We start from the raw sequence: 21,795 nt of genomic DNA, 5'->3' as shown, positions 1-21,795 counted from the left end.
GCCCCGCATGATGCGGGGCAGGGCCGTCGGTAGGTTCGTCGACTGTCAGTCGTCGTTGCCACCGGCTCCCGGAGCGGTCTTCTGAACCGACATCAGGAACTCGATGTTCGTCTTGGTCTTCTTCAGCTGGCTGATCAGGAGGTCGATCGCCTGCTGCGAGTCGAGACCGGACAGGAGACGACGCAGCTTGTGGACGATCGCGAACTCGTCGGGCGAGAGCAGGAGCTCGTCCTTGCGGGTGCCCGACGGGTTGACGTCGACCGCGGGGAACACACGACGCTCGGAGATCTTGCGATCGAGCTTGAGCTCGGCGTTGCCGGTGCCCTTGAACTCCTCGAAGATGACCGTGTCTCCGGTCGAACCGGTCTCGACCATCGCGGTGGCGATGATGGTCAGCGATCCGCCGTTCTCGATGTTGCGCGCCGCACCGAGGAATCGCTTCGGCGGGTACAGGGCGGTCGAATCGACACCACCGGAGAGGATTCGGCCCGATGCCGGCGACGCGTTGTTGTACGCGCGACCCAGACGGGTGATCGAGTCCAGAAGCACCACAACGTCTTTGCCACTCTCGACGAGACGCTTGGCGCGTTCGATGGCGAGCTCGGCGACCGAGGTGTGGTCTGACGGCGGCCGGTCGAAGGTCGAGGCGATGACCTCACCCTTGACCGAGCGCTGCATGTCGGTGACCTCTTCCGGACGCTCGTCGACGAGCACCACCATGAGGTGGCATTCCGGGTTGTTGATCGTGATCGCGTTGGCGATGTCCTGCAGGATCGTCGTCTTACCGGCCTTCGGCGGCGAGACGATCAGTGCACGCTGCCCCTTGCCGATGGGCATGATCAGGTCGATCACGCGGGTGGACAGGCGGTCCGGCGTGGTTTCCAGGCGCAGTCGCTGATTCGGGTACAGCGGGGTGAGCTTGTTGAACTCGGGGCGCTTCTTCGCCGCCTCCACGTCACCGCCGTTGACGGTGTCGAGGCGCACGAGCGGGTTGAACTTCTGGCGCTGGTTCTGCTGGTCACCTTCGCGCGGCACCTTGACCGCACCGGTGATCGCGTCGCCGCGTCGAAGTCCGTTCTTGCGCACCATGTTCATCGACACGTAGACGTCGTTGGAACCGGCGAGGTAGCCGGAGGTGCGGACGAAGGCGTAGTTGTCGAGCACGTCGAGGATGCCGGCGACGGGCTGCAACACGTCGTCTTCGGAGACCTGCGGCTCGTTCTGGCTGCCGCCGTCGCGATCGCGCCCACGACGACGCTCGCGGAAACGGCGTCCCCGGCGACGACCGCCGCCTTCGCCGTCGTCGTCCCGGTCGTCACGGTTGTCCCGGTTCTGGCCGCCGCCGCGGTTCTGGCCCCCATCGCGATTCTGGTTGTCGCGGTTCTGGCCGCCCTCGCGGTTCTGGTTGTCCCGGTTCTGACCACCGTCGCGGTTCTGGTTGTCCCGGTTCTGGCCGCCCTCGCGGTTCTGGCCACCCTCGCGGTTCTGGTTGTCGCGGTTCTGGTTCCGGTTGCGGCGATTGCGCTGCTCACCGGCGTCGGCGTCGCCGGCCTTCGGCGAATCCGTCTTGGCTTCGCCCTTCGACTCGCCCTTGGAGGACTGGTCGGCGTTCTGCTCGCCGCCCTCCGGGTTGGCATTCTTCTTGCCCGAGCGGGACGCCTGACCGGAATCGCCGTCTTCGGCGGACTCGACGATCGACAGCTGCCCGTCCTCGGACGAGGCCTTGGCGCTCCGGCGCCGGGTCTCGGAGGTCTTGGTGTCGGCCTTGGCCTCGGCGGAGGCAACCTCGGCGGCCTTTGCCTCGGTGTTCTTCACCTCGACGGCCTTGGCGTCGGCGTTCTTGGCGTCGGGGCTCTTGGCCTCGGCCTTGGTGTCTGCGGCCTTGGCGTCTGCGGTCTTGGCGGCGCCGCCGCCCTGGCGCTCCTTGATGGCGGCGATTAGGTCGCCCTTGCGCATCCCGGAAGTGCCCTTGATGCCGAGTTCACCGGCAACGGTCCGCAGCTCGCTGAGCACCATGCCGGACAGGCCGGTACGTGCTGCACGAGCGCGTGTCTTGGCCGGTTGCCCCGAGTCAGGGCCGGCCGAACCCGCGGATTCCTGCTCGGCAGGTGCGGTGATCAGGTCCGTATCTGTCACGGAAGTCCTTTCGTTCCTCCCGCAGACGGAAGCTGCGTGAGGTCTACGTTTCCCTGCTGTGTACGCGAGGGAGTCCGTCCGCGTTGGACGGTAGGGGGTGAACGGTCAGAGAGATGTTCGGTCCCGCTGCGAGCGTGCTCGGGAGCCACCCGTGCTTCAGCACCGTCGACAGAGACCCACGACCCCGGCCGGATACGATCGGTGGCCCCGATCGGTGATGGATGAGAAGCACGGCGGGACAAGCCCGCGCGGCTAGACCAGAATATGTTAACCCCGTTCGCATGATAGGGGCAACACGCCGAAAGTGCCAAATGGAGACATCGATCGGAGGCTGTGATCCTCGGCTGGACACCGCTGAACACCTCGTTCCCAACGTGCGTTGCACGTCGGGTATTCCCGGGGCGCCCCGTGACGAAACGCCTCGACCGCGAGGAGTGTCGAACTCAGCCCGCGCTGGTGTCCACGCCGCCGGCGATGGCGACCGATTGCGTGGTGAAACCGAGTCCCTGCGCGAGCACCCGGATGTCGGCCGGGATCGGCGAGGTACCCAGCACGAGCACCGTGGGCCCGGCGCCGGAGACCGTCGCGGCATGCCCGCGCGCACGCAGTTCGGCGACGAGTTCGCTGGTCGGCACCATCGCCGACGCACGGTAGGGCTGGTGAAGCCGGTCCGCCGAGGCGGCCATGAGATTGCGCGGGTCGGAGGTCAGCGCCACGACGGCGAGCGCAGCCCGGCTCAGGTTGAAGACCGCATCGGCACGCGGCACCTCGTCGGGCAGGAGCCCACGGGTGAACGACGTCGACGACTCGGTGTCCGGGACGAAGACGGTCGCACACACGTCGGGGTGAACCGACAGCCGGTGGGCGTGATAGGAGTTCACCTCGTCGGTGGTCTCCGTCCAGGTGACGACGACCGAACCGAGGACGCTCGCGGCGGCGTTGTCGGGGTGCCCCTCGAACTCACTGGACAACTGGACCAGTTCGTCGGTGGACAGCCCCGCGCCGAACCCCGCGGCCGAGATCAGACCGGAGGCGGCGGCGAGGCCGGAGACCGCGGCCGCGGCCGAGGAACCGAGGCCCCGCGAATGCGGGATCTGGTTGACGCAGCGCAACTTCAGGCCGGGCGCGGACACGCCGGCATGGGTGAGACCGCGATTGAGCGCGCGCACGACGAGGTGGGACCCGTCGCGCGGGACGTCGGCCGAACCCTCCCCCTCGATGTCCAGCACGATGCCGTCGGCGACGGTTTCGACGATCACCTCGTCGTAGATGCCCAAAGCGATGCCCAGACAGTCGAATCCCGGTCCGAGGTTCGCGCTCGACGCCGGCACCCGGACGCGCGCCGAGACACCCACGGGTAGCTGACGTGTTGCCACCCCGGGTTCGGTCATCTCGCCGTTCTGCGTCATCTCCTCGACCCCGGCGGACTCAGCCGACACCGAGGGCATTCGCCACCGCCACCGGATCGACCGGGATCGCCTCGACCTCGGGAATGCCTGCCAGCGCGGTGTCGGGGTCCTTCAGACCGTTGCCGGTCACGGTGCAGACCACCGTCGAACCGGCCTCGATCCAACCGTCGGCACGCGCGGCGAGGAGTCCGGCCACGCTCGCGGCGGACGCCGGCTCCACGAAGACGCCTTCCTCGCCCGCGATCAGGCGGTAGGCCTCGAGCAGCTTCTCGTCGGTGGCCGCGCGGAACTGACCGTTCGACTCCTCCTTGGCGGCGACGGCCTGGTTCCAGCTGGCTGGCGAGCCGATGCGGATCGCGGTCGCGATGGTCTCGGGCTCCTTGACCGGGGCGCCGTTGACCAGCGGGGCCGCTCCGGCGGCCTGCACACCGAGCATCCGCGGCACCGAGGAGGACACACCATCGGCGTGGTACTCGGTGTAGCCCTTCCAGTAGGCCGTGATGTTGCCGGCGTTGCCGACGGGCAGCGCGTGCACGTCGGGGGCGCGACCGAGGACGTCGACGATCTCGAAGGCAGCCGTCTTCTGGCCCTCGATACGGGCCGGGTTGACCGAGTTCACGAGCTCGATCTCACTGAACTCGGCAGTCGCCTTGCGGGCGAGCTCGAGGCAGTCGTCGAAGTTGCCCTGGACCTGGATGATCTTGGCGCCGTGCATGACCGCCTGGGCGAGCTTGCCCATCGCGATCTTGCCCTGCGGGATGAGCACCGCACAGGTGATCCCGGCGCGGGTGGCGTAGGCGGCCGCCGACGCGGAGGTGTTGCCCGTCGAGGCACACAACACGGCGGTCTTGCCGTTGTTGACCGCGTTGCTCACGGCCATGGTCATGCCGCGGTCCTTGAACGAGCCGGTCGGGTTGAGGCCCTCGACCTTGAGGTAGACCTCGCACCCGGTCAGCGACGACAGATACGGGGCGCTGATCAGGGGGGTGCCACCCTCGAGCAGGGTGACGACCTTCCAGTCGTCGGCGACGGGCAGCCGCGAACGGTATGCCTCGATCAGGCCGGGCCACGCGCGGTGCACGGGCGCAGGAGTCGTCTCAGTCATCGGTACCTTCCAATCGCAACACACTCGACACCTTGATGACGGCGTCCATGTCTTCTAGCGCCGCAACGCAATCCGACTGCGCGCGGTCCGGGGCCCGATGGGTCACCACGATCAGGCGCGCGTCGTCGCCCGCACCTTCCTGGCGCACCGCGGCGATGCTCACCGAACGCTTGGTGAACTCACCGGCGACCTGGGCGAGGACGCCCGGGCGGTCGGCCACGCGCATCGAGATGTAGTAGCGGGTGAACACGTCGTCGATCGGGGCGATCGGCAGCGACGCATAGGTCGACTCCAGCGGACCCCGCCCACCGTGGACACGGTTGCGCGCGGCCATCACCATGTCGCCGAGTACGGCCGACGCGGTGGGCGATCCGCCGGCACCCTGCCCGTAGAACATCAGCCGGCCGGCGTTCTCCGCCTCGACGACCACCGCGTTGAATGCCCCGTTGACGGTGGCGAGCGGGTGGGTCAGGGGGATCAGCGCCGGGTACACGCGCGCCGAGACCCGCTGGGAGCCGTCGACATCGCGAACGCGCTCACAGATCGAGAGCAGCTTGATCGTGCAGTCGAACTTCTTCGCCGCGACCAGGTCGGCCGCGGTCACCGAGGAGATGCCCTCGCGGTGGACGTCGGCGGCGGTGACCCGCGAATGGAAGGCGATCGACGCGAGGATCGCGGCCTTGGCCGCCGCGTCGTAACCCTCGACGTCGGCGGTCGGATCGGCCTCGGCGTATCCGAGACGGCCCGCCTCGGCGAGCGTGTCGGCGTAGTCGGCGCCGGTCTCGTCCATCTCCGACAGGATGAAGTTGGTGGTGCCGTTGACGATTCCGGCGACGCGCTCGACGGTGTCGCCGGCGAGCGACTGCATCAGCGGGCGGATGACCGGGATCGCACCGGCGACCGCGGCCTCGAAGTAGAGGTCCACCTTCGCCTCGGCGGCCGCACTCGCGAGTTCACCGGTGTACTCGGCCAGCAGCGCCTTGTTGGCGGTGACAACCGACTTGCCGCTCTCGAGCGCGGTGCGGATCAGCGCACGGGCCGGGTCGATGCCGCCCATGAGCTCGACGACGATGTCGACGTCGTCGCGTGCGATCAGCGACGCGGGATCGTCGGTCAGCAGTTCCTGGCCGATCTTGCGCGGCCGGCTGAGATCTCGCACGGCGACGCCCCGGATCTCCACCGGTGCGCCCACGCGCGCTCGCAGGTCGGCGGCGTTGTCGGTGATGATGCGCACCACCTCGGCACCGACGTTGCCCATCCCGAGTACCGCCACCCCGATGGGTCGCACGGCATTCACCTCGCTTGTGTCGCTTGCGTTCTGGACAGATCCGGTCACGATCCCACCTCCAGGCTGAGGAAGTCTTCGATGGTCTCGCGCCGCAGCATCAGGCGTGCTGCCCCATCGGCCACGGCCACGACCGGCGGCCGCATGGTCATGTTGTACCGGCTCGACATCGAGTAGCAGTAGGCGCCGGTGGCGGCGACCGCGATCAGGTCGCCGGGACCCAGGTCCTCGGGCAGCCAGCAGTCCTTGATGACGATGTCACCGCTCTCGCAGTGTTTCCCGACGACGCGGCAGACGACCGCACGCGCGTCGGACACCCGCGAAACCAGCCGGACGTCGTATTCGGCCTGGTACAGGACCGTGCGGATGTTGTCGCTCATCCCGCCGTCGACGGAGATGTAGCGGCGGGTGGCACCACCGCCGAGCGCCACGTCCTTGACGGTGCCCACGCGGTAGAGCGTGACCGTGCCGGGGCCGGCGATCGCGCGGCCGGGCTCGACGGCGATGATCGGCATCGGCAGACCGACGGCCTCGGATTCGCGGCGGACGATGTCGGCGAGGGTTTCGGCGACCTTGTCCACCGGCAGCGGGCGCTCTTCTTCGAGGTACGAGATACCCAGTCCGCCACCGAGATCCACGATCGACATCTGTGAGGTCTTCTCGACGCCGAACTCGTCGACGACATCGTGGAGCAGGCCGAGGACGCGGTGGGCGGCGAGCTCGAAGCCGTCCATGTCGAAGATCTGCGAGCCGATGTGGCTGTGCAGACCGACGAGGCGGAGGTTGTCGGTCGCGAAGACCCGGCGGATCGCGTCCATCGCGACGCCGCCGGCGAGGGCGAAGCCGAACTTCTGGTCCTCGTGGGCGGTCGAGATGAACTCGTGGGTGTGGGCCTCCACGCCGACCGTGACGCGGACGAGTACGTCGGTGACGACTCCCCGCTCACCCGAGATCGCGTCGAGCCGGTCGATCTCGATCATCGAGTCGAGGACCACGTGCCCGATGCCGGCGTCAACCGCCGCGGCCAGCTCCTCGGGGCTCTTGTTGTTGCCGTGCAACGCGATTCGCTCGGCGGGGAAACCGGCGCGCAGCGCGATGGCGAGTTCGCCGCCGCTGCACACGTCGAGGGAGAGACCCTCGTCGTTCACCCAGCGCGCGACCTCGGTGGACAGGAAGGCCTTCGACGCGTAGTGAACCCGGCCGTAGGGGCCGAAGGCCGCCATCATGTCGCGGCACCGGGACCGGAAGTCGGCCTCGTCGACGATGAACGCCGGGGTGCCGAACTCGGCGGCCAGCTCGCTCACCGGCACACCGGCGATACGCAGCTCACCCGTCTCGTCGCGGGCGGCGTTGCGCGGCCACACCTGGGGCGGGAGGGCGGCGAGCACGGCCGGGTCGTTCGGGCGCTGCGCGAGGTGCGGTGCGGCCAGCAGTTCGGCGTGCCGCGGGCCGGCCGGATGCGCGCTCACATCTGCTCCGGAGCGCTGACACCGACCAGTCCGAGACCGTTCGCCAGGACCTGGCGGGTGGCCTCACACAGGGCGAGCCGGGCGCGGTGGATGTCGGCCACCTCTTCGTCGCCCTGGGGCAGGACGCGGCACTTGGCGTAGAAGCGGTGGTAGGTGCCGGCCAGGACCTCGAGGTAGCGGCAGACGCGGTGCGGCTCGCGGAGGGTGGCCGCGGTGGCCACGACCTCGTCGAAATCGCCGATGGTGCGGATCAATTCGCCCTCGGCCGGGTCGTCGAGCAGGTCGAGGTGATCGAGCGAGGACACCACGCCCAGGTCGGCGGCGTTGCGTGCCAGCGCCGACATCCGGGCGTGCGCGTACTGCACGTAATAGACCGGGTTGTCGTTGGACTGCTTGGTCAGCAGGTCCAGGTCGATGTCGATGTTCACGTCCACCGACGAACGGATCAGCGAGTACCGCGCGCCGTCGACGCCCACGGCGTCGACGAGGTCGTCGAGGGTGATGACCGTTCCCGCACGCTTCGACATGCGCACCGGCTTGCCGTCCTTGACCAGGTTCACCATCTGTCCGATGAGGACCTCGACGGTGGCCGGGTCGTCACCGAGCGCGGCCGCGGCGGCCTTGAGGCGGCTGATGTAGCCGTGGTGGTCGGCACCGAGCATGTAGATGCACAGGTTGAACCCGCGGTTGCGCTTGTCGCGGTAGTAGGCGATGTCGCCGGCGATGTAGGCGGCGTTGCCGTCGCTCTTGATGACGACGCGGTCCTTGTCGTCACCGAAGTCGGTGGACTTCAACCACCACGCACCGTCGTTCTCGTACAGGTTGCCGTTGCCCTTGAGCTGCTCGATGCACTCGTCGACGAGGCCCGTCGCGAACATCTTGTCCTCGTGGGTGTAGACGTCGAAGTCGGTGCCGAAATCGTGCAGGCTCTTCTTGATGTGGTCGAACATCAGGTCCACGCCGACGGCGCGGAAGGTCTCGACCCGGTCGGCCTCGGGCTGCGACAGCACGTCGGGCACCTTCGCGACGACCTGGGCGGCGATGTCGCCGATGTAGTCGCCGGCGTAGCCGTCCTCCGGGGTCGGGTTGCCCAGCGCCGCGGCCTCCAGCGACCGCGCGAAGCGGTCGATCTGGGCGCCGTGGTCGTTGAAGTAGTACTCGCGCGTCACGTCCGCGCCGCGAGCGGCCAGGACACGCCCCAGGGCGTCACCGACGGCTGCCCAGCGGGTGCCGCCGAGGTGGATGGGTCCGGTCGGGTTGGCCGAGACGAACTCGAGGTTGATGATCGAGCCGGCCAGCTCTTTGCCGCGGCCGTAGCTGTCCCCCTGCTCCAGCACCGTCGCCACGACGGTGTTCTGGGCGGCCGCGCCGAGCCAGATGTTGACGAACCCGGGACCGGCGATCTCCGACTTCGCGATGCCCTCGGCGCCGGCGAAGGCCTCGGCGAGCCAGCCGGCGAGCTCACGGGGCGCCACACCGAGTCGCTTGCCGAGCTGCAGGGCGACATTGGTGGAGTAATCGCCGTGGTCAGCGTGACGGGGGCGCTCGACGACGATGGAGTCGGGCACCAGGTTCTCGTCCAGTCCGCGGTCGCGGACCACGGTCAGGGTCACGGCGCGCAGCAGCGCGGCCAGGTCGGCGGGAGTCACGGGACACCATCCTATTGGCCGAGGGCTACTCATCGATAATCGCACCCTCCCAGAGCGGGTGCAGCCCACCAGTAGACTCGTGTGCGCCGAGCGCGCGTCGGGGGGTACGACCGCCCGCGCGCACGGCGACCCCCGTCGTACGAGGAAAGAAGTCAATGGCGCGCAAACCAGGGGCCAACGTCCCCAAGGCTCGTAAGAAGTCCGGGTCCGTACCCACTGCGACCGGCCGGCAGGTCGACTGGATGCTGATCGGCGCCGTCGTCGTGGTCATCGGCCTCGTGGCCGGACTCGCGATCTATCTGCTCCCCAAGCTCAACGAGAAGCGCGCCAACGAGAAGGACGACGTGGCAGTCCAGTCCGCCGAGGGGTTCGTCCCGTCGCCGCAGACCCCGGACCCGTCGCAGGGCATCGACGGCGTGACGAAGATCTACTACGAGGCCGGCAAGCACGTGAACGCGTCGCAGCGCGTCGCCTACGACCAGTCGCCGCCGTTCGGCGGGCCGCACGACGAGATCTGGGCGACCTGTACCGGCGTCGTCTACCCGAACCCGCTGCGGTCGGAGAACGCCGTGCACGCCCTCGAACACGGCGCCGTCTGGATCACCTACAACCCCGACACCGTCTCGCCGGAGGATCTCGACTACCTGAAGCGGCTCGTGCGTGGCGAGCAGTACTTGTTCCTGTCGCCCTACCCCGGCCTGGACAAGCCCATCTCGCTGCAGAGTTGGGGCCACCAGCTGAAGCTCGACTCGGCGAACGACCCGCGGATCGACCAGTTCATCACCTCGCTGCGCCGCAACATGATGCCCGGCGTCTACCAGGAGAACCCGCAGACCGCGGCCTACCCGGAGACCCAGGCCACCTGTACCGCCATCCCGGGCTTCGACCCGTCGAATCCCCCGCCGGCCGACGAGGGCGAGCCCGGCCCCGACGCCGTGCCCATGGACGGCGGCGGCAACAACCCGATGCCCGCGGGCTGATCTGGCGAGGGACGAACATGAGCGAGACACCTGACGGCACGACGACACCCGAAGGCACCGAGACCGCCCCGACGCGTCGGAGCCCCGCCCTTCTCGCGCTCGCCGCGGTGGCGGTGCTCCTCGTCGGAGTCGGCCTCGGCCTCCTGATCCAGGCGAGCCTGACCGACGACTCCTCCGGCGAGGACTCCCCCGCGGCGAACTCGGCCGCGGTCGGTTTCGCTCAGGACATGACCCGCCACCACGAGCAGGGCGTCGAGATGGCCGCGATCGAACTCGAACACGGCACCGATCCCGAGGTGCGCAGCATGGCCTTCGACATCCTCACCGCACAGAGCAACGAGATCGGCCAGATGCAGTCGTGGCTGACCCGCTGGGGCCGGCCCGTCACCAATCCCGGCGAGACGATGGGCTGGATGGGCCACGGATCGTCGACAGAGGCCTCCGGGGACGATCACGGTGACCACGGGGACATGGACCACGGCGACATGGACCACGGCGACATGGGCCACGGGGATCACGGGGCCACTCCGGCCGCCGACGCCGAGCAGCCGGCCATGCCGGGCATGGCGACGTCGGCCGAGATGGAACGGTTCCGCGCGATGCGCGGACCGGAGGTCGACACGACCTTCCTGCAGCTCATGCTGCGCCACCACGAGGGCGGGCTCCACATGATGGAGTACGCCGCGAACCCCGACAACGTCTCGCAGCCCTACGTCCGCGACCTCGCATCGGCGATGGAACGCACGCAGGACAAGGAGATCGGGATCATCAAGGCGATGCTGGCCGAGCGCAATGCCCAGCCGCTGCCGATGAACTGACGATCGCCACCATCGCCACCTCCGTTCGGGACGCCGCCACCAGGCCGCGATTTCCGTAGCGGAGGTGGCGATTTCGTCGGCGGGTTAGTCTGGCCACGTCGACGAGAGGATCGGGTTGGTCATGGCGGTTCGGGGCGCGGGTCCGACCGGTGATGCCGGTTCGAGGCTGCGGATCTCCGTACTCGGCTCGCTCTCCTGCGAACTCGACTCCGAGGCACTCGACCTGGGCCCGCGTCGGCAGCGGGCGGTCCTGGCGCGGTTGGTCGCGGGACGCGGTCGAGTGGTGTCCACCGACCGATTGATCGACGACCTGTGGAACGGCGAGCCGCCGCCCAAGGCTCTGGCCGGACTCCAGGTACAGGTGTCCAATCTGCGGCGCGTCATCGAACCGTCTCGTCCGCCCCGAGCACCCGCCACCGTCCTCGTCAGTGAGCAACCCGGGTACGCGCTGCGGTTGCCCGACGCCGCTGTGGATGCGTGGGAGTTCGAAGCCGCCGTCACCGGGGCCGACTCCGACTCCCCCGCACGACGACTCGACGAGCTGGATGCCGCATTGCGGCTGTGGCGCGGCGATCCCTACGGCGGCTTCGCGGGTGACAGCTGGGCACAACCCGAAGTCACCCGACTGCACGATCTTCGCCGATCGGCGATCGAACAGTGGGCGGCACTGGCCGTCGACCAGGGGCGGGCAACGCAGGTGGCCCAGGTCCTGGCCGCGGAGTGCGACGACCAACCCGCCCGGGAGGAGTTCTTCCGCCTGTTCGCACTCGCCCTGTACCGACTGGGCCGGCAGGCAGACGCCCTCGCCGCGCTCCGACGGTTGCGGTCATATCTCGCAGACGAACTCGGAGTGGACCCGGCACCCGCGATCCAGCAACTCGAACGCGACATCCTGCAACAGTCGTCCTCGCTGGACACTCCCGCGGTGCCGCCGACGCCGGCTCCGGCGGTGCGCTCGCCCGGTCCGTCGACGAAAGCCGCGGCAGAGCGCCGCGAACCGGCCGGGCGCGAGGACGAGCTGGTCGTGCTGAGCGGTCACGCCGAGACCGCGGCCGCCGACGGATTGCGCGTGGTGTGGGTCAGCGCCGAGGCCGGTGGCGGCAAGAGCACTCTCGCACAGACGTTGGTGGGGCGGCTGGAATCCGGCGGCTGGATCGGGGCCACCGGCCACTGCCCGGAGGTCGACGGTGCGCCGACGGCGTGGGCGTGGCGGGAGATGCTGCGGCAGCTGACAGTTCAGCGTGACTCGACCACCTCGGAGGGCCTGGACTCCACATTCGACATCGCGCGCCGGATGGTCGACGCCTGCGCTGCCCGCTCCACCGCGCCGGGAACGATCCTGGTGCTCGACGACGCGCATCGGGCCGACGGCGCCACGTTGCAGGTGCTTCGGCAGCTCGTGACGTGGATGGCGCGGTCACCGATCCTGGTCATGGTCACCTACCGTGCCTCCGAGGCCGGGGTCGACCTGCTCGCGACGACGGCGTCCCTCGCCGGGGTCACCGCAGACCACATCGACCTCAAAGGCTTGTCGGACAACGGCATACGAGAGCTCGCCCGATCGGTCGGACTGGGCGACGTGGATACGGCCCTCCTTGATCTGCTGCGGTCCAGAACCGACGGCAACCCACTGTTCACCCGCGAACTCGCGAAACTGATCGCCTCCCGTGGGCCGTCCGAGGCCGTCGACGCCATTCCCGATGGCGTCAGAAATGTGCTGCTGCAACGTATTCAGCGCCTGCCCGCGGAAGTGGCCACGGTGTTGCGTCTCGTCGCCCTCTTCGGGCGCACCGCACCGATCGACGGCGTGCTCGCACTGTGGACCCGGCCGGACGGCGGTGCCGCGGCCGAGGAAGAGGTTCTCGACGCCGTCGACACCGCTGTTGCGGCCGGCCTGCTGACCGCCGACATCGACAGTGTCCACTTCAATCACGTATTGGTCCGCGACACCGTCTACGACAGCGTGCCCGCGCTGCGCAAACGCCGGTTGCACTGGCAGATCGTGAAGTTCCTCGAACGGGTCCCGGGCGTCGACCCGGACGAGCTGGCCCACCACGCTGCGCTGGGCGCCGCCACCGACACCCTCGACCACGCCATCGAGCTGGTGACGCGCGCGGCCCGGGCCCGCTTCCGAACCGAGTTCAAGGCCGATTCGGCGGAGTCGTGGCGGTCGGTTGTACTCCTCCACGAAACGGCCGGGCATGCGGGCGCCGATGCCGAGGCGGCCGACCGTAGGGCTCTCGTCGATGCGTTGACCCATCTGGTGACGGCCCTGGCCTTCCGGGGCGACGACACCATCGAGGCCCGAGGACGCCGACGCCAGGCCCTCGAGTTGGCGCGCGGCCTGGGCGACGACGATCTGGTGATGTCGGCGCTGACCTGCTGGCGGGCGCCGGTCATCTGGACCATCCGTCGCCAGCGGGTCGCCGACACCGAGCTGATCGCGGCGATGACGGACGCACTCCCCCGGGCCACCGATGTGCAGCGGGTGTACCTGCTGGTGTCCGCGGTCTTCGAGCTCGAGGGCATCGACGACCGGCGCGCGATCGAACTGGCCGAGCAGGCGGTGAAGACGGCGAATCAGCACGACGACCCCGAAGCGCTGTGCGCCGCGTGGAATGCACGGGTGTACACCGCGCTGGGTCCCGACGCCTCCGCCGGTCTGCCCGACTTCACCAACGAGTTCGCACGGGTCGCCCGCGAGTCGCGCATTCTCGCGTATCAGGCTGCCGCGCACTTCTTCTCGTTCCTGGCACGGGCCGCGCAGACCGACCTGCCCGGCGCTGCGTCGGAGGTACAGCAAGGGCTTCGGTCCGCCTCGGCCGGCCGGGCCGGCGAGCTCGTCGTCGTGCTCTCCGCCTTCTCGGCCGTGCTCGAGGCCCTCGGCGGTGACATCGACCGGGCCGAAGGCGAGTACCGCGACCTCACCGCTCGACTCGAAGCGGCCGGAGCAGTCAACGCCGCCGAGATCGGCCTGGTCGGCGAGATGGTCATCGGGTGGTTCCGCGGTTCGCTGGCCCACCTCGTCGAGCCGCTCGGGGTGGTCGTCGGCGTCGCACCGCAGATGGTCTCGTGGCCGTACGTGATCGCGTTGCTCGATGCGGGACGCCCGGACGAGGCGCGCCGCGTCGCCGAGACCGCCCCGCCGGTCAGCCGTGACTTCTACTGGACCGCGATGTCGGTGTTCCACGCGCGGGCCCTGGTCCGATTGCGGATGGTCGAGGCGGCTGCCGGACTCTACGACGAACTACGACGCTGGTCGGGGACGGTCGCCGGGTTGAACTCGGGATCCGTCGTGTTCGGGCCGATGGATGTCGTGCTCGCCGAGCTCGCCGATCTGCTGGGCGACCACAGTGCTGCGGCCGACCACCGTCGAACCGAGGCGAAAGTCCGGGCCGTGGTCGAGTCGGGCCTCACCGCGCTGGGCCGGCGATGATCGCCTCCCGCCTGTCGTAGCTGCGGATCAGCAGGCCGAGCACGGCACGGATGATCGGTCCGGCTTCTTTTCTCATCTTGGCGAGCTCGCGTTCGTCGGCGTGCCGGAACATGCGGGGCGCCTCGAAACTCATCTTCCCGCCGGTGCGCGCCGCCTTCTCCACCCGATCCCAGTCGGTCACGCTCACGTAGCGGTCGACGATCGGGAACACCACCTTCTCCTCGTCCGCGATGTGTTCGGCGAGCAGCTCGTGGGTCTGCCGGAGGGTCTCGGCCAGATCCCCGGCCGCCCGGGTGTCGTCGCCGGATCGCGCATCGGCGAACCCGCCGACATGGGCGCCCAGGACGGCCAGCAACGCTTCGAGTTCGGTGTGATCGTCTTGCAGCTCGCGCACGTCGACGGCGGCACCGGCCGAGGCGGTGAGGATCGGCCACACGATGTCGTCCTCGATGGTGTGGTGATGGTGGATCGAGGCACACAGCTGGGTGAGATAGTCGCCGATGGCTCGCCGGCGGCGGTCGTCGCACGGTTCACCGGCACCGATGCGGCCCAGGATCTCGGCGAAGCGACGCGTGTCGTCGAGCATGGCGCGGTGGGCGATCTTCATGCCGGTGAGGTCCGGTGTCGCGTTGGCGGTGGACTGACTGGAAGAACGGCTGGTCACGGGTCTCTCCTGACGGCTGGTGTCTGTTGACTGCCGTCACTGTGCGCTCGGCTGCTTACCCGGGACTTGTAGTCGCCTTGCGACGCCGCACAAACCCACCACAAATGCGTAAACCCACCGCCGTGGAGGCAGTGGGTTTACGCAAGAGTGGTGGGTTTGTGCAGTTGTGGTGCCCCCGGCAGGATTCGAACCTGCGACCTTCTGCTCCGGAGGCAGACGCTCTATCCCCTGAGCTACGGGGGCTCATCGGGCGAACCCAGACTAGCGCACGCTCACCGGCACATCACAATCGGGCTGCTCACGACACGCCGAGCGGGCTCTGCACCCGCAGCGTCGAGCCGTGTTCGCCGCGGAGGACGTGCAGCTGAGCCGGAATCCGGGCCCGCAACTCGTCGACGTGGCTGACGACACCGACGACGCGACCGCCGGAGCGGAGGTCGTCGAGGACACCCATCACGAGATCGAGGGCTTCGGGGTCGAGGGTGCCGAAACCCTCGTCGATGAAGATCGTGTCGAGGACCCGACCGCCCGATTCGGCCGAGACGACATCGGCCAGACCCAGCGCGAGGGCCAGCGAGGCGAAGAAGGTCTCCCCGCCCGACAGCGTCGTGGTGGCGCGCAGCACGCCGGTGTACTCGTCGCGGACCTCGATGCCCAGGCCGCCGCGCCGACCGCGTACGCCGGCGGCGTCGGAGTGGACGAATTCGTAACGCCCCGACGACATCTGGCGAAGGCGTCCGGATGCGGCGACGAGCACCTCGTCGAGCCGGGCGGCGAGCACATACGACCGCAGCGACATGCGTCGCGAGTTCTGTCCGCGCCCGCTCACCAGTTCGGCGAGTCCCTGCAGCTCTTCGTGTCGGGCCTTCAGCGGTGCGAGTGCGTCGAGAGCCGCCCAGAAGCCGGAGACGTACTCCTCGAGGTCGGTACGGCGTTGCGCGGCCACCGCATTCACGCGGGCGGCATCGTCGCGTCGGGCGCGTGCGGCCACCAGATCCGCCGTCAGACCCGCGACGTCGACCTCGGGCGCCTCCAACGCCGCGCACACTTCGGGGTCGGCGAGGGTCTCCTCGGCGCCGGCACGGATGGCCGCCGCCTCCTCGAGGAGCTTCTCCCACTGGCGGATCTGTCCCTGCGACGCGGCGGCCGACCGGACCTCGTCAGCGCCGGTGAACCCGGCGTCGGCACAGGCTGTCGCGAGGCGCTCGGCGATCTCCGCCTGCCGTCGGCGGGTCCGGTCGAGCTCACGCCGGGCTTCGCGGAGATCCCGTGTGCGGCGGCAGAGCTCGGCGAGTTCACGGCGCCGCTCCGCGAACCCGATCCGTCCGCCCGTCGCCTCGTGAACCTCGGCGTCGAGGGCGTTCAGATTCTCACGCAGGGCGGTGAGTCGTTCGCTTCGTCCGGCCTGCGCGGTGTCGTGATCGGCCAGAGTCCGACGCCGGTCGGCGATCTCGGCGTCGATGCGGTCGACCGCGTCCTGCAGCGACGGTGTGCGGGCGGCCGCCCGTTCGGCCGCGGCGAGGTCGGCGACCAGGCGGTCGTGATCGGCCTGGGTGGCGGCGCGGTCGGCGCCGGCGATGACGGCGTCGAGATTGGCCCGGCGCTCCTGCAGTGCGGCGACCGCGGACTGGGCGATGGCCTTGATCACGCTCGCACGTTCTTCGGCGGCCGCGGCCTCCTTCTCTTCGGCCTCACCCACCGAGGTGCCGGCGTCGCCGGTCGCCGGCGCGGGATGACCGACCGAGCCGCAGACCACGCACGGTTCCCCGTCGACGAGGGCACCGGCGAGTTCGACGGCCATGCCGGTGAGGCGCCGTTCGCGGAGATCGAGCTGGTGTTCCCGTGCGGCGGAGTGCTTTTCCCGCGCGTCGAGTAGGTCCTGTTCGGCGTCGGCCAGCTGCGCGAGTACCTCGTCGCGATCGGTGAAGGCCTGGAGGACGCGGCGGGCGTGGTCCCGTTCGGCACGCAGCTTGGGTGCCTGGACACGCAGTTCGTCGGCCGCCCGGAGTGCGGCGACCGCCTCGTCGCGGCGAGCAGGTGCCGCCTCGAGCCACGTCCGCGTGTCCGTGGCCTGCTGTTCCGCAGCGGCGATCGTCTTCTCCAGCCGCTCGAGGTCGGCGACGAGCCGGGGTCTCTCGGCGACACGCTTCGCCAGTGGCTCCCAGCGGCCCGATTCCTCGGTCCATCTGTCGACGGCCGCGACGAGAGCGGCGTCATCGCAGTGGGATTCGCACAGGGTCGCGCCCTCGGCGAGTTCGGTGAGGGCCACACGCGCACGATCGGCGGCGTCGGAGGCGGCCATCAGTTCCGCGTCCACACGCTCGCGATCATCGGCGAGCGGCACGATGGGTGCCGCCCGCAGGGCGAGCCGGCGGAACTGCTCGGCCGCCGTCAGCGTCGCCTCGCCCTCGACGAGCCGTGCGAGCCGTTCGCGAGCCTGCAGTCCGCGGCGACGCTGATCGTCGACGCGCCGGCCGTGTTCGTACGCGGCTTCGGCCTGTTCGACGGCGGCCTGCGCGGCGGTCGATTCCGCCAGCGCGGACTCGGCGGCCTGCCGGGCGGAGTCGAGACACCCCTGGGCCCAGTCGAAATCGGGTACGGCCGGCGCCTGGGTGCCGCTGATCGCGACGATCTGCCCGGCGATGCGGTCGAGGGTGCCGGTCTGCTCGGCCAGCTTGGATGCGCTCTCGCGGGCGCGATCGCGGAGCCAGTCCTCGAGGTCGCCGAAACGCTCGGTGTCGAAGAGGCGTTCCAGGAGCTCCTCCCGCTCGTCGGAGTGCGCGCGGAGGAACCGGGCGAAGTCGCCCTGCGGCAACAGGACCACCTGAAAGAACTGCTCGGCGCTCATGCCGAGCAGGCGGACGACCGCCTCGCCGATCTCGGGGATACGGGTGAGGTCGGGGCCCGAACCGTCCACCCAGACCAGCGACGCGCACGCGTTGATCTTCCGCTTGCCGTCGCCGCGCTTCTTGGGACGTTCGTGTTCGGGCGAACGCGTGATGCGCAACCGCCGGGAACCGATGGTTGCCTCGAGCTCGACCTCCGGAACCGTTTCGGGCGCAGCGTGATCCGAGTGGAGTCGGCGGTTGGTGTCGCGGGCGCCGGGGACCCGGCCGAACAGAGCGAACGCCACCGCGTCGAGCACGGTGGTCTTGCCGGCACCGGTCTGGCCGTGCAGGAGGAACAGGCCGTCGGCGCCCAGCTCGTCGAAGTCGACGGTGACCTCGTCGGCGAACGGACCGAACGCCCGAATCCGGATGTGGTGCAGTCTCATACGGCGTCAGCGCTCACGCGGTCTCGGCGACGAACGCGTCGAGGGCGAACAGCGCGAGCTCTCCGTCGGCACCGGCGTCGGCCTCGGGTTCGCCGACGACGGCGCGCAGTGCGCGTTCGATAACCACCCGCTCCCCCTTGGTCGGGGTGTCGCGGACGTCCTCGATGAAGGAGTTGATGATCTCGGCGTCGCTGCGGCCGCGGACCCGCGAGCGGTAGTCGACCCCCGAACCGGTGTGCGGGCGGTCCCATTGCACGTGGACCGCGTGCGGGAACCGCTCCCGCAGGCGACGCATGGCGTCGAGCGGGCGAACCGCGTCGGTCAACGTCACCTCGACGTAGTGGTCCTCGGCGTCGGCGAAGTGGCCGGAGGTCAGCAGCTCGTCGAGAGTTCCGCGCAGAGGGCTCAATTCGCGGACGACCGGCAGTTCGTGCTTGCGGATCCCGCCGACCCCGTCGGCGTCGAGGTCGACGACCCACACCGCCTTGCGATGGGTGCGCTCGCCGAACGAGTACGGGAGCAGCGAACCGCTGTAGCGCACGGTGTCGGTGACAAGCTGCGGAGAGTGCAGATGTCCGAGGGCGACGTAGTCGGCTCCGGAGAAGGTTTCGGCGGGCACGGTTTCCACTCCCCCGACGCTGATCGATCGCTCGGACCCGGACGCGGCGGCACCGCTGACGAAGGCGTGGGCGACGACGACCGATCGGGACTGCCGGGTCGCGAGATCGGCACGGATGCGCGTCATGGCGGCGTCGAGGACCGCGGTGTGGCCGCACACCTCCTCGACCCCGAGATGGCGTCGGGCGGTGTCGGGTTCGAGGTACGGGATGCCGTACACCGCGACCTCGCCGTGCTCATCGGTCAGCACGATGGGTTCGGCGATCGCGTCGATCGAGGTCCGCAGGTACAACCCGCCGGCCGCCGCGAACGCCGACCCTGCGCCGAGGCGGGTGGGCGAGTCGTGGTTGCCCGAGGTGACGATGATGCGCGCACCGGCAGCGGCGATCTCGGCCAGGCCCTCGTCGTAGACGCGCACCGCGTCGGCCGACGGCACCGACCGGTCGTAGACGTCACCGGCGACGATCACGGCGTCGGCCGACTCGGCGGCGACCAGCTCTGCGAGGTGACTCAGTGCACGACGCTGGTCGGCGAGCAGGTCGACACCGTGGAACGTCCGGCCCAGGTGCCAGTCGGAGGTGTGCACGATCCGCATGGAGACAAACCATACGGTCGGGGCCCGACAGATCGTGGGACGCGCGCTCAGGCCCCGGTCATCGGCGCATTGTGAGGCGCGCTACCCGCCGCGGCATCCGCCGGCCCGCCGGGTGCGGCCGCGGCCGTGGGCATCTGATGCGCCGGTCGCACGAAGAAGAACGTCGCCACCACGCCGACCAGCAACGCGGCCGCGGGCAGGTACAGCGACTGACCCATCGCGGTGGCGAAACCCTCGCGGAGGAACTCCGGCAGCTGGTTCGCGCCACTGGCGTCCTGTGCGGCGCCGGCGTCGATCCCGGGCAGTTCGGCTGCGAGACGGGACTGCAGAAGGGCGCCGATCATCGCCGACCCCAGCACCGAACCGATCACGCGCAGAGTGTTGTACACACCGGCGCCCGCCCCGGCCTGGTGCCAGGGAAGGTTTCGGGTGGCGGTGGCGGCCAGTGGTGCCCAGACACCCGCCGACGCGACACCCATCAGGCACAGGGGCAGGATGATCATCCACACCGGGGTGTCCGGTCGGGTGACGACACCCAGCCATCCGACGGCGATCGCGCTCAGGAGGAGTGCGGTGGACACGATGGCGCGCGGGTGCACACGATCGACGACGCGGCCCACGATGGGTGCCAGGATTCCGGTCAGCACCGCCATCGGGACCATCACGACCGCCGACTGGGTGGGTGTCATGCCGCCGACGAGCTGCAGGAAGAAGCTCAGCGGGATCATCATGGCCGACATCGCGAAGCCCATCGACGCGATGCCGACGGTCGCCAGTGAGAAGTTCCGGTCGCGGAACAGCCCGAGCGGGAGCAGCGGTTCGGTGCGGATGCGCGACTGCCACCAGACGAAGACGCCGAGGAAGATCACCCCGCCGACGATCAGGACCCACACCCAGGCGACCCAGTCGAAGCTCTCGCCCTCCTGGATGCCGAACACGAGGGCGGACAGGCCGATCGCCGACAGTGCCACGCCGATCCAGTCGAACTGGTGGTCGTTGGTCTCGACCTGCGGGACCAGTATCGCGGCCAGTGCGAGGCCGGCGATGCCGACGGGCAGGTTGATGAAGAAGATCCACTCCCAGCCGAACGAGTCGGTGAGGACACCGCCGAGCAGCGGTCCCACCAGGGTGGCCACACCGGCGACCGTGCCCCAGATCCCCATCGCCGCACCGCGTTTCTCGGGCGGGAAGATACGGGTGATCAGCGACATCGTCTGCGGGGTGATGAGCGCGGCGCCGACGCCCTGCAGGGCGCGCGCGGCGATGAGCTCGCCGATCGAATCCGACAGTCCGCACCACACGCTGGCGATCGTGAAGACGATCAGGCCGATCTGGTACATCGACTTGGGCCCGTACTTGTCACCGAGTCGTCCGGTGATGAGCAGCGGCACCGCGTACGTCAGCAGGTAGGCGCTGGTGACCCACACGACGCCGTTGACGTCGGTGTTCAGGTCGGCCTGGATACGTGGCTGCGCGACTGCCACGATCGTCATGTCGACGAGGATCATGAAGAAGCCCACGCACAGCGCCATCAGCGCGGCCCAGGGTCTCGTCGTCACCTCGGAGCCGGTGACCCCGGTGTCAGGGGTGGAACGGGTCATCTCTACTCGACCTTCTGTGCGAGGTGTTCGGCGTCTGCGCCGGGATTCGGTGCCGGGGTGGAGCCCGGCTGGGTCGGCACGCGATACGGCGACTCCGGATCGTCGAGCCATTCGATGCGGTGGGTGCGGAGCCGCTCGACGAGGTCGTCGAGCCAGGCGATCTGGGCGGTGAGTGTGGCGATCCGACAACCCCCGTCGAGGAAGAACATCTCCGGTTTCCCGCGGGACCGGAACTCCGCGACGGCGGCCTCGACCTCGGCGAGATCGGCTCGCATGGTCGCGACCCGCCGTTCGAGGAGCTCGACGACCCGGTCCCTCGGCAGACCGTGTGCCTCGGACAGGGCGAGGTAGAGCTCCGGGTACTCCTCCGGTCGCGTCTCGAGGATGCGTTCGAGGTTCTCGGTCAGCGCTCCCCGACCCGCCTCGGTGATGGCGTACACGGTCCGTTCGGGCCGGTTGCCCTCCCGCCGGACCTCTTGGACCTCGATCGATCCGTTCTCGGCGAGCCGGTCCACCGCGTGGTACAGCGTGCCGGCACGGAACTTGGCCAGCCGGTCCTCGCGACGTGCGACGGTCGTCTGCACCATCTCGTACGGGTGCATCGGACGTTCGAGGAGAAGACCGAGCACCAGGATCGCCACCGGTCCGAGCGGCGCGGAACACGCCATGCGTGAACCCCCTTGGTCCGGCGGCCTGGAGGTCGCTGATCGGCGTCGAATATTCCAGTCGGAATATACGCACGTGTCCGGTCGCTGC

The 21,795-nt window shown here is 69.3% G+C and carries 14 protein-coding genes and 1 tRNA gene; 3 read left to right on the top strand and 12 right to left on the bottom strand.

Translation table 11 applies throughout. The annotated features are described in order from the left end of the window. Window positions 1-45: 45 nt before the first annotated feature. The 6 genes from rho to argS all read right to left on the bottom strand — a co-directional run bounded on the left by rho (window position 46) and on the right by argS (window position 9,053). Window positions 46-2,136 (bottom strand): transcription termination factor Rho, encoded by a 2,091-nt coding sequence (rho, locus tag LQD00_RS03880; protein WP_232715751.1) that lies wholly within the window; start codon window positions 2,134-2,136, stop codon window positions 46-48. Between the two features lie 443 nt (window positions 2,137-2,579). After that, window positions 2,580-3,584 (bottom strand): homoserine kinase, encoded by a 1,005-nt coding sequence (gene thrB, locus LQD00_RS03875; protein ID WP_232715750.1) that lies wholly within the window; start codon window positions 3,582-3,584, stop codon window positions 2,580-2,582. Then, window positions 3,565-4,650, bottom strand: coding sequence for a threonine synthase (gene thrC / locus LQD00_RS03870; RefSeq protein WP_232715749.1), 1,086 nt, complete (start codon window positions 4,648-4,650; stop codon window positions 3,565-3,567). The genes thrB and thrC overlap by 20 nt, the downstream gene beginning before the upstream one ends. Further along, window positions 4,643-5,986, bottom strand: coding sequence for a homoserine dehydrogenase (locus LQD00_RS03865; protein ID WP_232715748.1), 1,344 nt, complete (start codon window positions 5,984-5,986; stop codon window positions 4,643-4,645). The genes thrC and LQD00_RS03865 overlap by 8 nt, the downstream gene beginning before the upstream one ends. Next, window positions 5,983-7,404 (bottom strand): diaminopimelate decarboxylase, encoded by a 1,422-nt coding sequence (gene lysA, locus LQD00_RS03860; RefSeq protein WP_232715747.1) that lies wholly within the window; start codon window positions 7,402-7,404, stop codon window positions 5,983-5,985. The genes LQD00_RS03865 and lysA overlap by 4 nt, the downstream gene beginning before the upstream one ends. Beyond that, entirely contained in the window at window positions 7,401-9,053 is a 1,653-nt protein-coding gene (gene argS, locus LQD00_RS03855; protein ID WP_232715746.1) for an arginine--tRNA ligase, read from the bottom strand. Before argS ends, lysA begins: the two co-directional genes overlap by 4 nt. Before the next feature lie 155 nt (window positions 9,054-9,208). Here argS and LQD00_RS03850 point away from each other — a divergent pair, with 155 nt between their 5' ends. From LQD00_RS03850 to LQD00_RS03840, 3 genes are all read left to right on the top strand, one after another. After that, window positions 9,209-10,033: a DUF3105 domain-containing protein gene (locus tag LQD00_RS03850; RefSeq protein ID WP_232715745.1), complete on the top strand. Its 825-nt coding sequence runs from the start codon at window positions 9,209-9,211 to the stop codon at window positions 10,031-10,033. Window positions 10,034-10,050: 17 nt separating this feature from the next. After that, window positions 10,051-10,851, top strand: a complete 801-nt coding sequence (locus LQD00_RS03845; RefSeq protein ID WP_232715744.1) for a DUF305 domain-containing protein — start codon at window positions 10,051-10,053, stop codon at window positions 10,849-10,851. A gap of 121 nt (window positions 10,852-10,972) precedes the next feature. Continuing rightward, window positions 10,973-14,287, top strand: a complete 3,315-nt coding sequence (locus LQD00_RS03840; protein WP_232715743.1) for a BTAD domain-containing putative transcriptional regulator — start codon at window positions 10,973-10,975, stop codon at window positions 14,285-14,287. Here LQD00_RS03840 and LQD00_RS03835 read toward each other — a convergent pair. From LQD00_RS03835 to LQD00_RS03810, 6 genes are all read right to left on the bottom strand, one after another. Then, window positions 14,265-14,951, bottom strand: coding sequence for a hemerythrin domain-containing protein (locus LQD00_RS03835; RefSeq protein ID WP_232715742.1), 687 nt, complete (start codon window positions 14,949-14,951; stop codon window positions 14,265-14,267). The two genes, LQD00_RS03840 and LQD00_RS03835, sit on opposite strands and share 23 nt — an antisense overlap. A gap of 167 nt (window positions 14,952-15,118) precedes the next feature. Beyond that, a tRNA-Arg gene (locus tag LQD00_RS03830) sits at window positions 15,119-15,194 on the bottom strand. A 55-nt stretch (window positions 15,195-15,249) separates the two neighbouring features. Continuing rightward, window positions 15,250-18,225: an AAA family ATPase gene (locus tag LQD00_RS03825; RefSeq protein ID WP_232715741.1), complete on the bottom strand. Its 2,976-nt coding sequence runs from the start codon at window positions 18,223-18,225 to the stop codon at window positions 15,250-15,252. Window positions 18,226-18,238: 13 nt separating this feature from the next. After that, a complete protein-coding gene (locus LQD00_RS03820; RefSeq protein ID WP_232715740.1) occupies window positions 18,239-19,438 on the bottom strand; it encodes an exonuclease SbcCD subunit D in 1,200 nt (399 codons plus the stop codon). 47 nt (window positions 19,439-19,485) lie between these two features. Beyond that, complete coding sequence (locus tag LQD00_RS03815; protein WP_232715739.1) at window positions 19,486-21,039, bottom strand: DHA2 family efflux MFS transporter permease subunit; 1,554 nt, start codon at window positions 21,037-21,039, stop codon at window positions 19,486-19,488. 2 nt (window positions 21,040-21,041) lie between these two features. Next, window positions 21,042-21,707 carry a PadR family transcriptional regulator gene (locus LQD00_RS03810; RefSeq protein WP_232715738.1) on the bottom strand — a complete coding sequence of 222 codons (666 nt, stop codon included), beginning with the start codon at window positions 21,705-21,707 and terminating at the stop codon, window positions 21,042-21,044. Window positions 21,708-21,795 lie beyond the last annotated feature (88 nt).

This window comes from Gordonia metallireducens, from assembly GCF_021245825.1.
Classification (GTDB): domain Bacteria; phylum Actinomycetota; class Actinomycetes; order Mycobacteriales; family Mycobacteriaceae; genus Gordonia; species Gordonia namibiensis.
Note: the sequence above shows the minus strand (reverse complement) of the source record. Positions and strands in the feature narration are given on the sequence as shown.

Coding starts and splice junctions, on each gene's coding strand:
- thrB (WP_232715750.1), bottom strand. CDS start 3,584: ATGCCCTCGGTGTCGGCTGAGTCCGCCGGGGTCGAGGAGATGACGCAG.
- thrC (WP_232715749.1), bottom strand. CDS start 4,650: ATGACTGAGACGACTCCTGCGCCCGTGCACCGCGCGTGGCCCGGCCTG.
- LQD00_RS03850 (WP_232715745.1), top strand. CDS start 9,209: ATGGCGCGCAAACCAGGGGCCAACGTCCCCAAGGCTCGTAAGAAGTCC.
- LQD00_RS03845 (WP_232715744.1), top strand. CDS start 10,051: ATGAGCGAGACACCTGACGGCACGACGACACCCGAAGGCACCGAGACC.
- LQD00_RS03840 (WP_232715743.1), top strand. CDS start 10,973: ATGGCGGTTCGGGGCGCGGGTCCGACCGGTGATGCCGGTTCGAGGCTG.
- LQD00_RS03825 (WP_232715741.1), bottom strand. CDS start 18,225: ATGAGACTGCACCACATCCGGATTCGGGCGTTCGGTCCGTTCGCCGAC.
- LQD00_RS03820 (WP_232715740.1), bottom strand. CDS start 19,438: ATGCGGATCGTGCACACCTCCGACTGGCACCTGGGCCGGACGTTCCAC.
- LQD00_RS03815 (WP_232715739.1), bottom strand. CDS start 21,039: ATGACCCGTTCCACCCCTGACACCGGGGTCACCGGCTCCGAGGTGACG.
- LQD00_RS03810 (WP_232715738.1), bottom strand. CDS start 21,707: ATGGCGTGTTCCGCGCCGCTCGGACCGGTGGCGATCCTGGTGCTCGGT.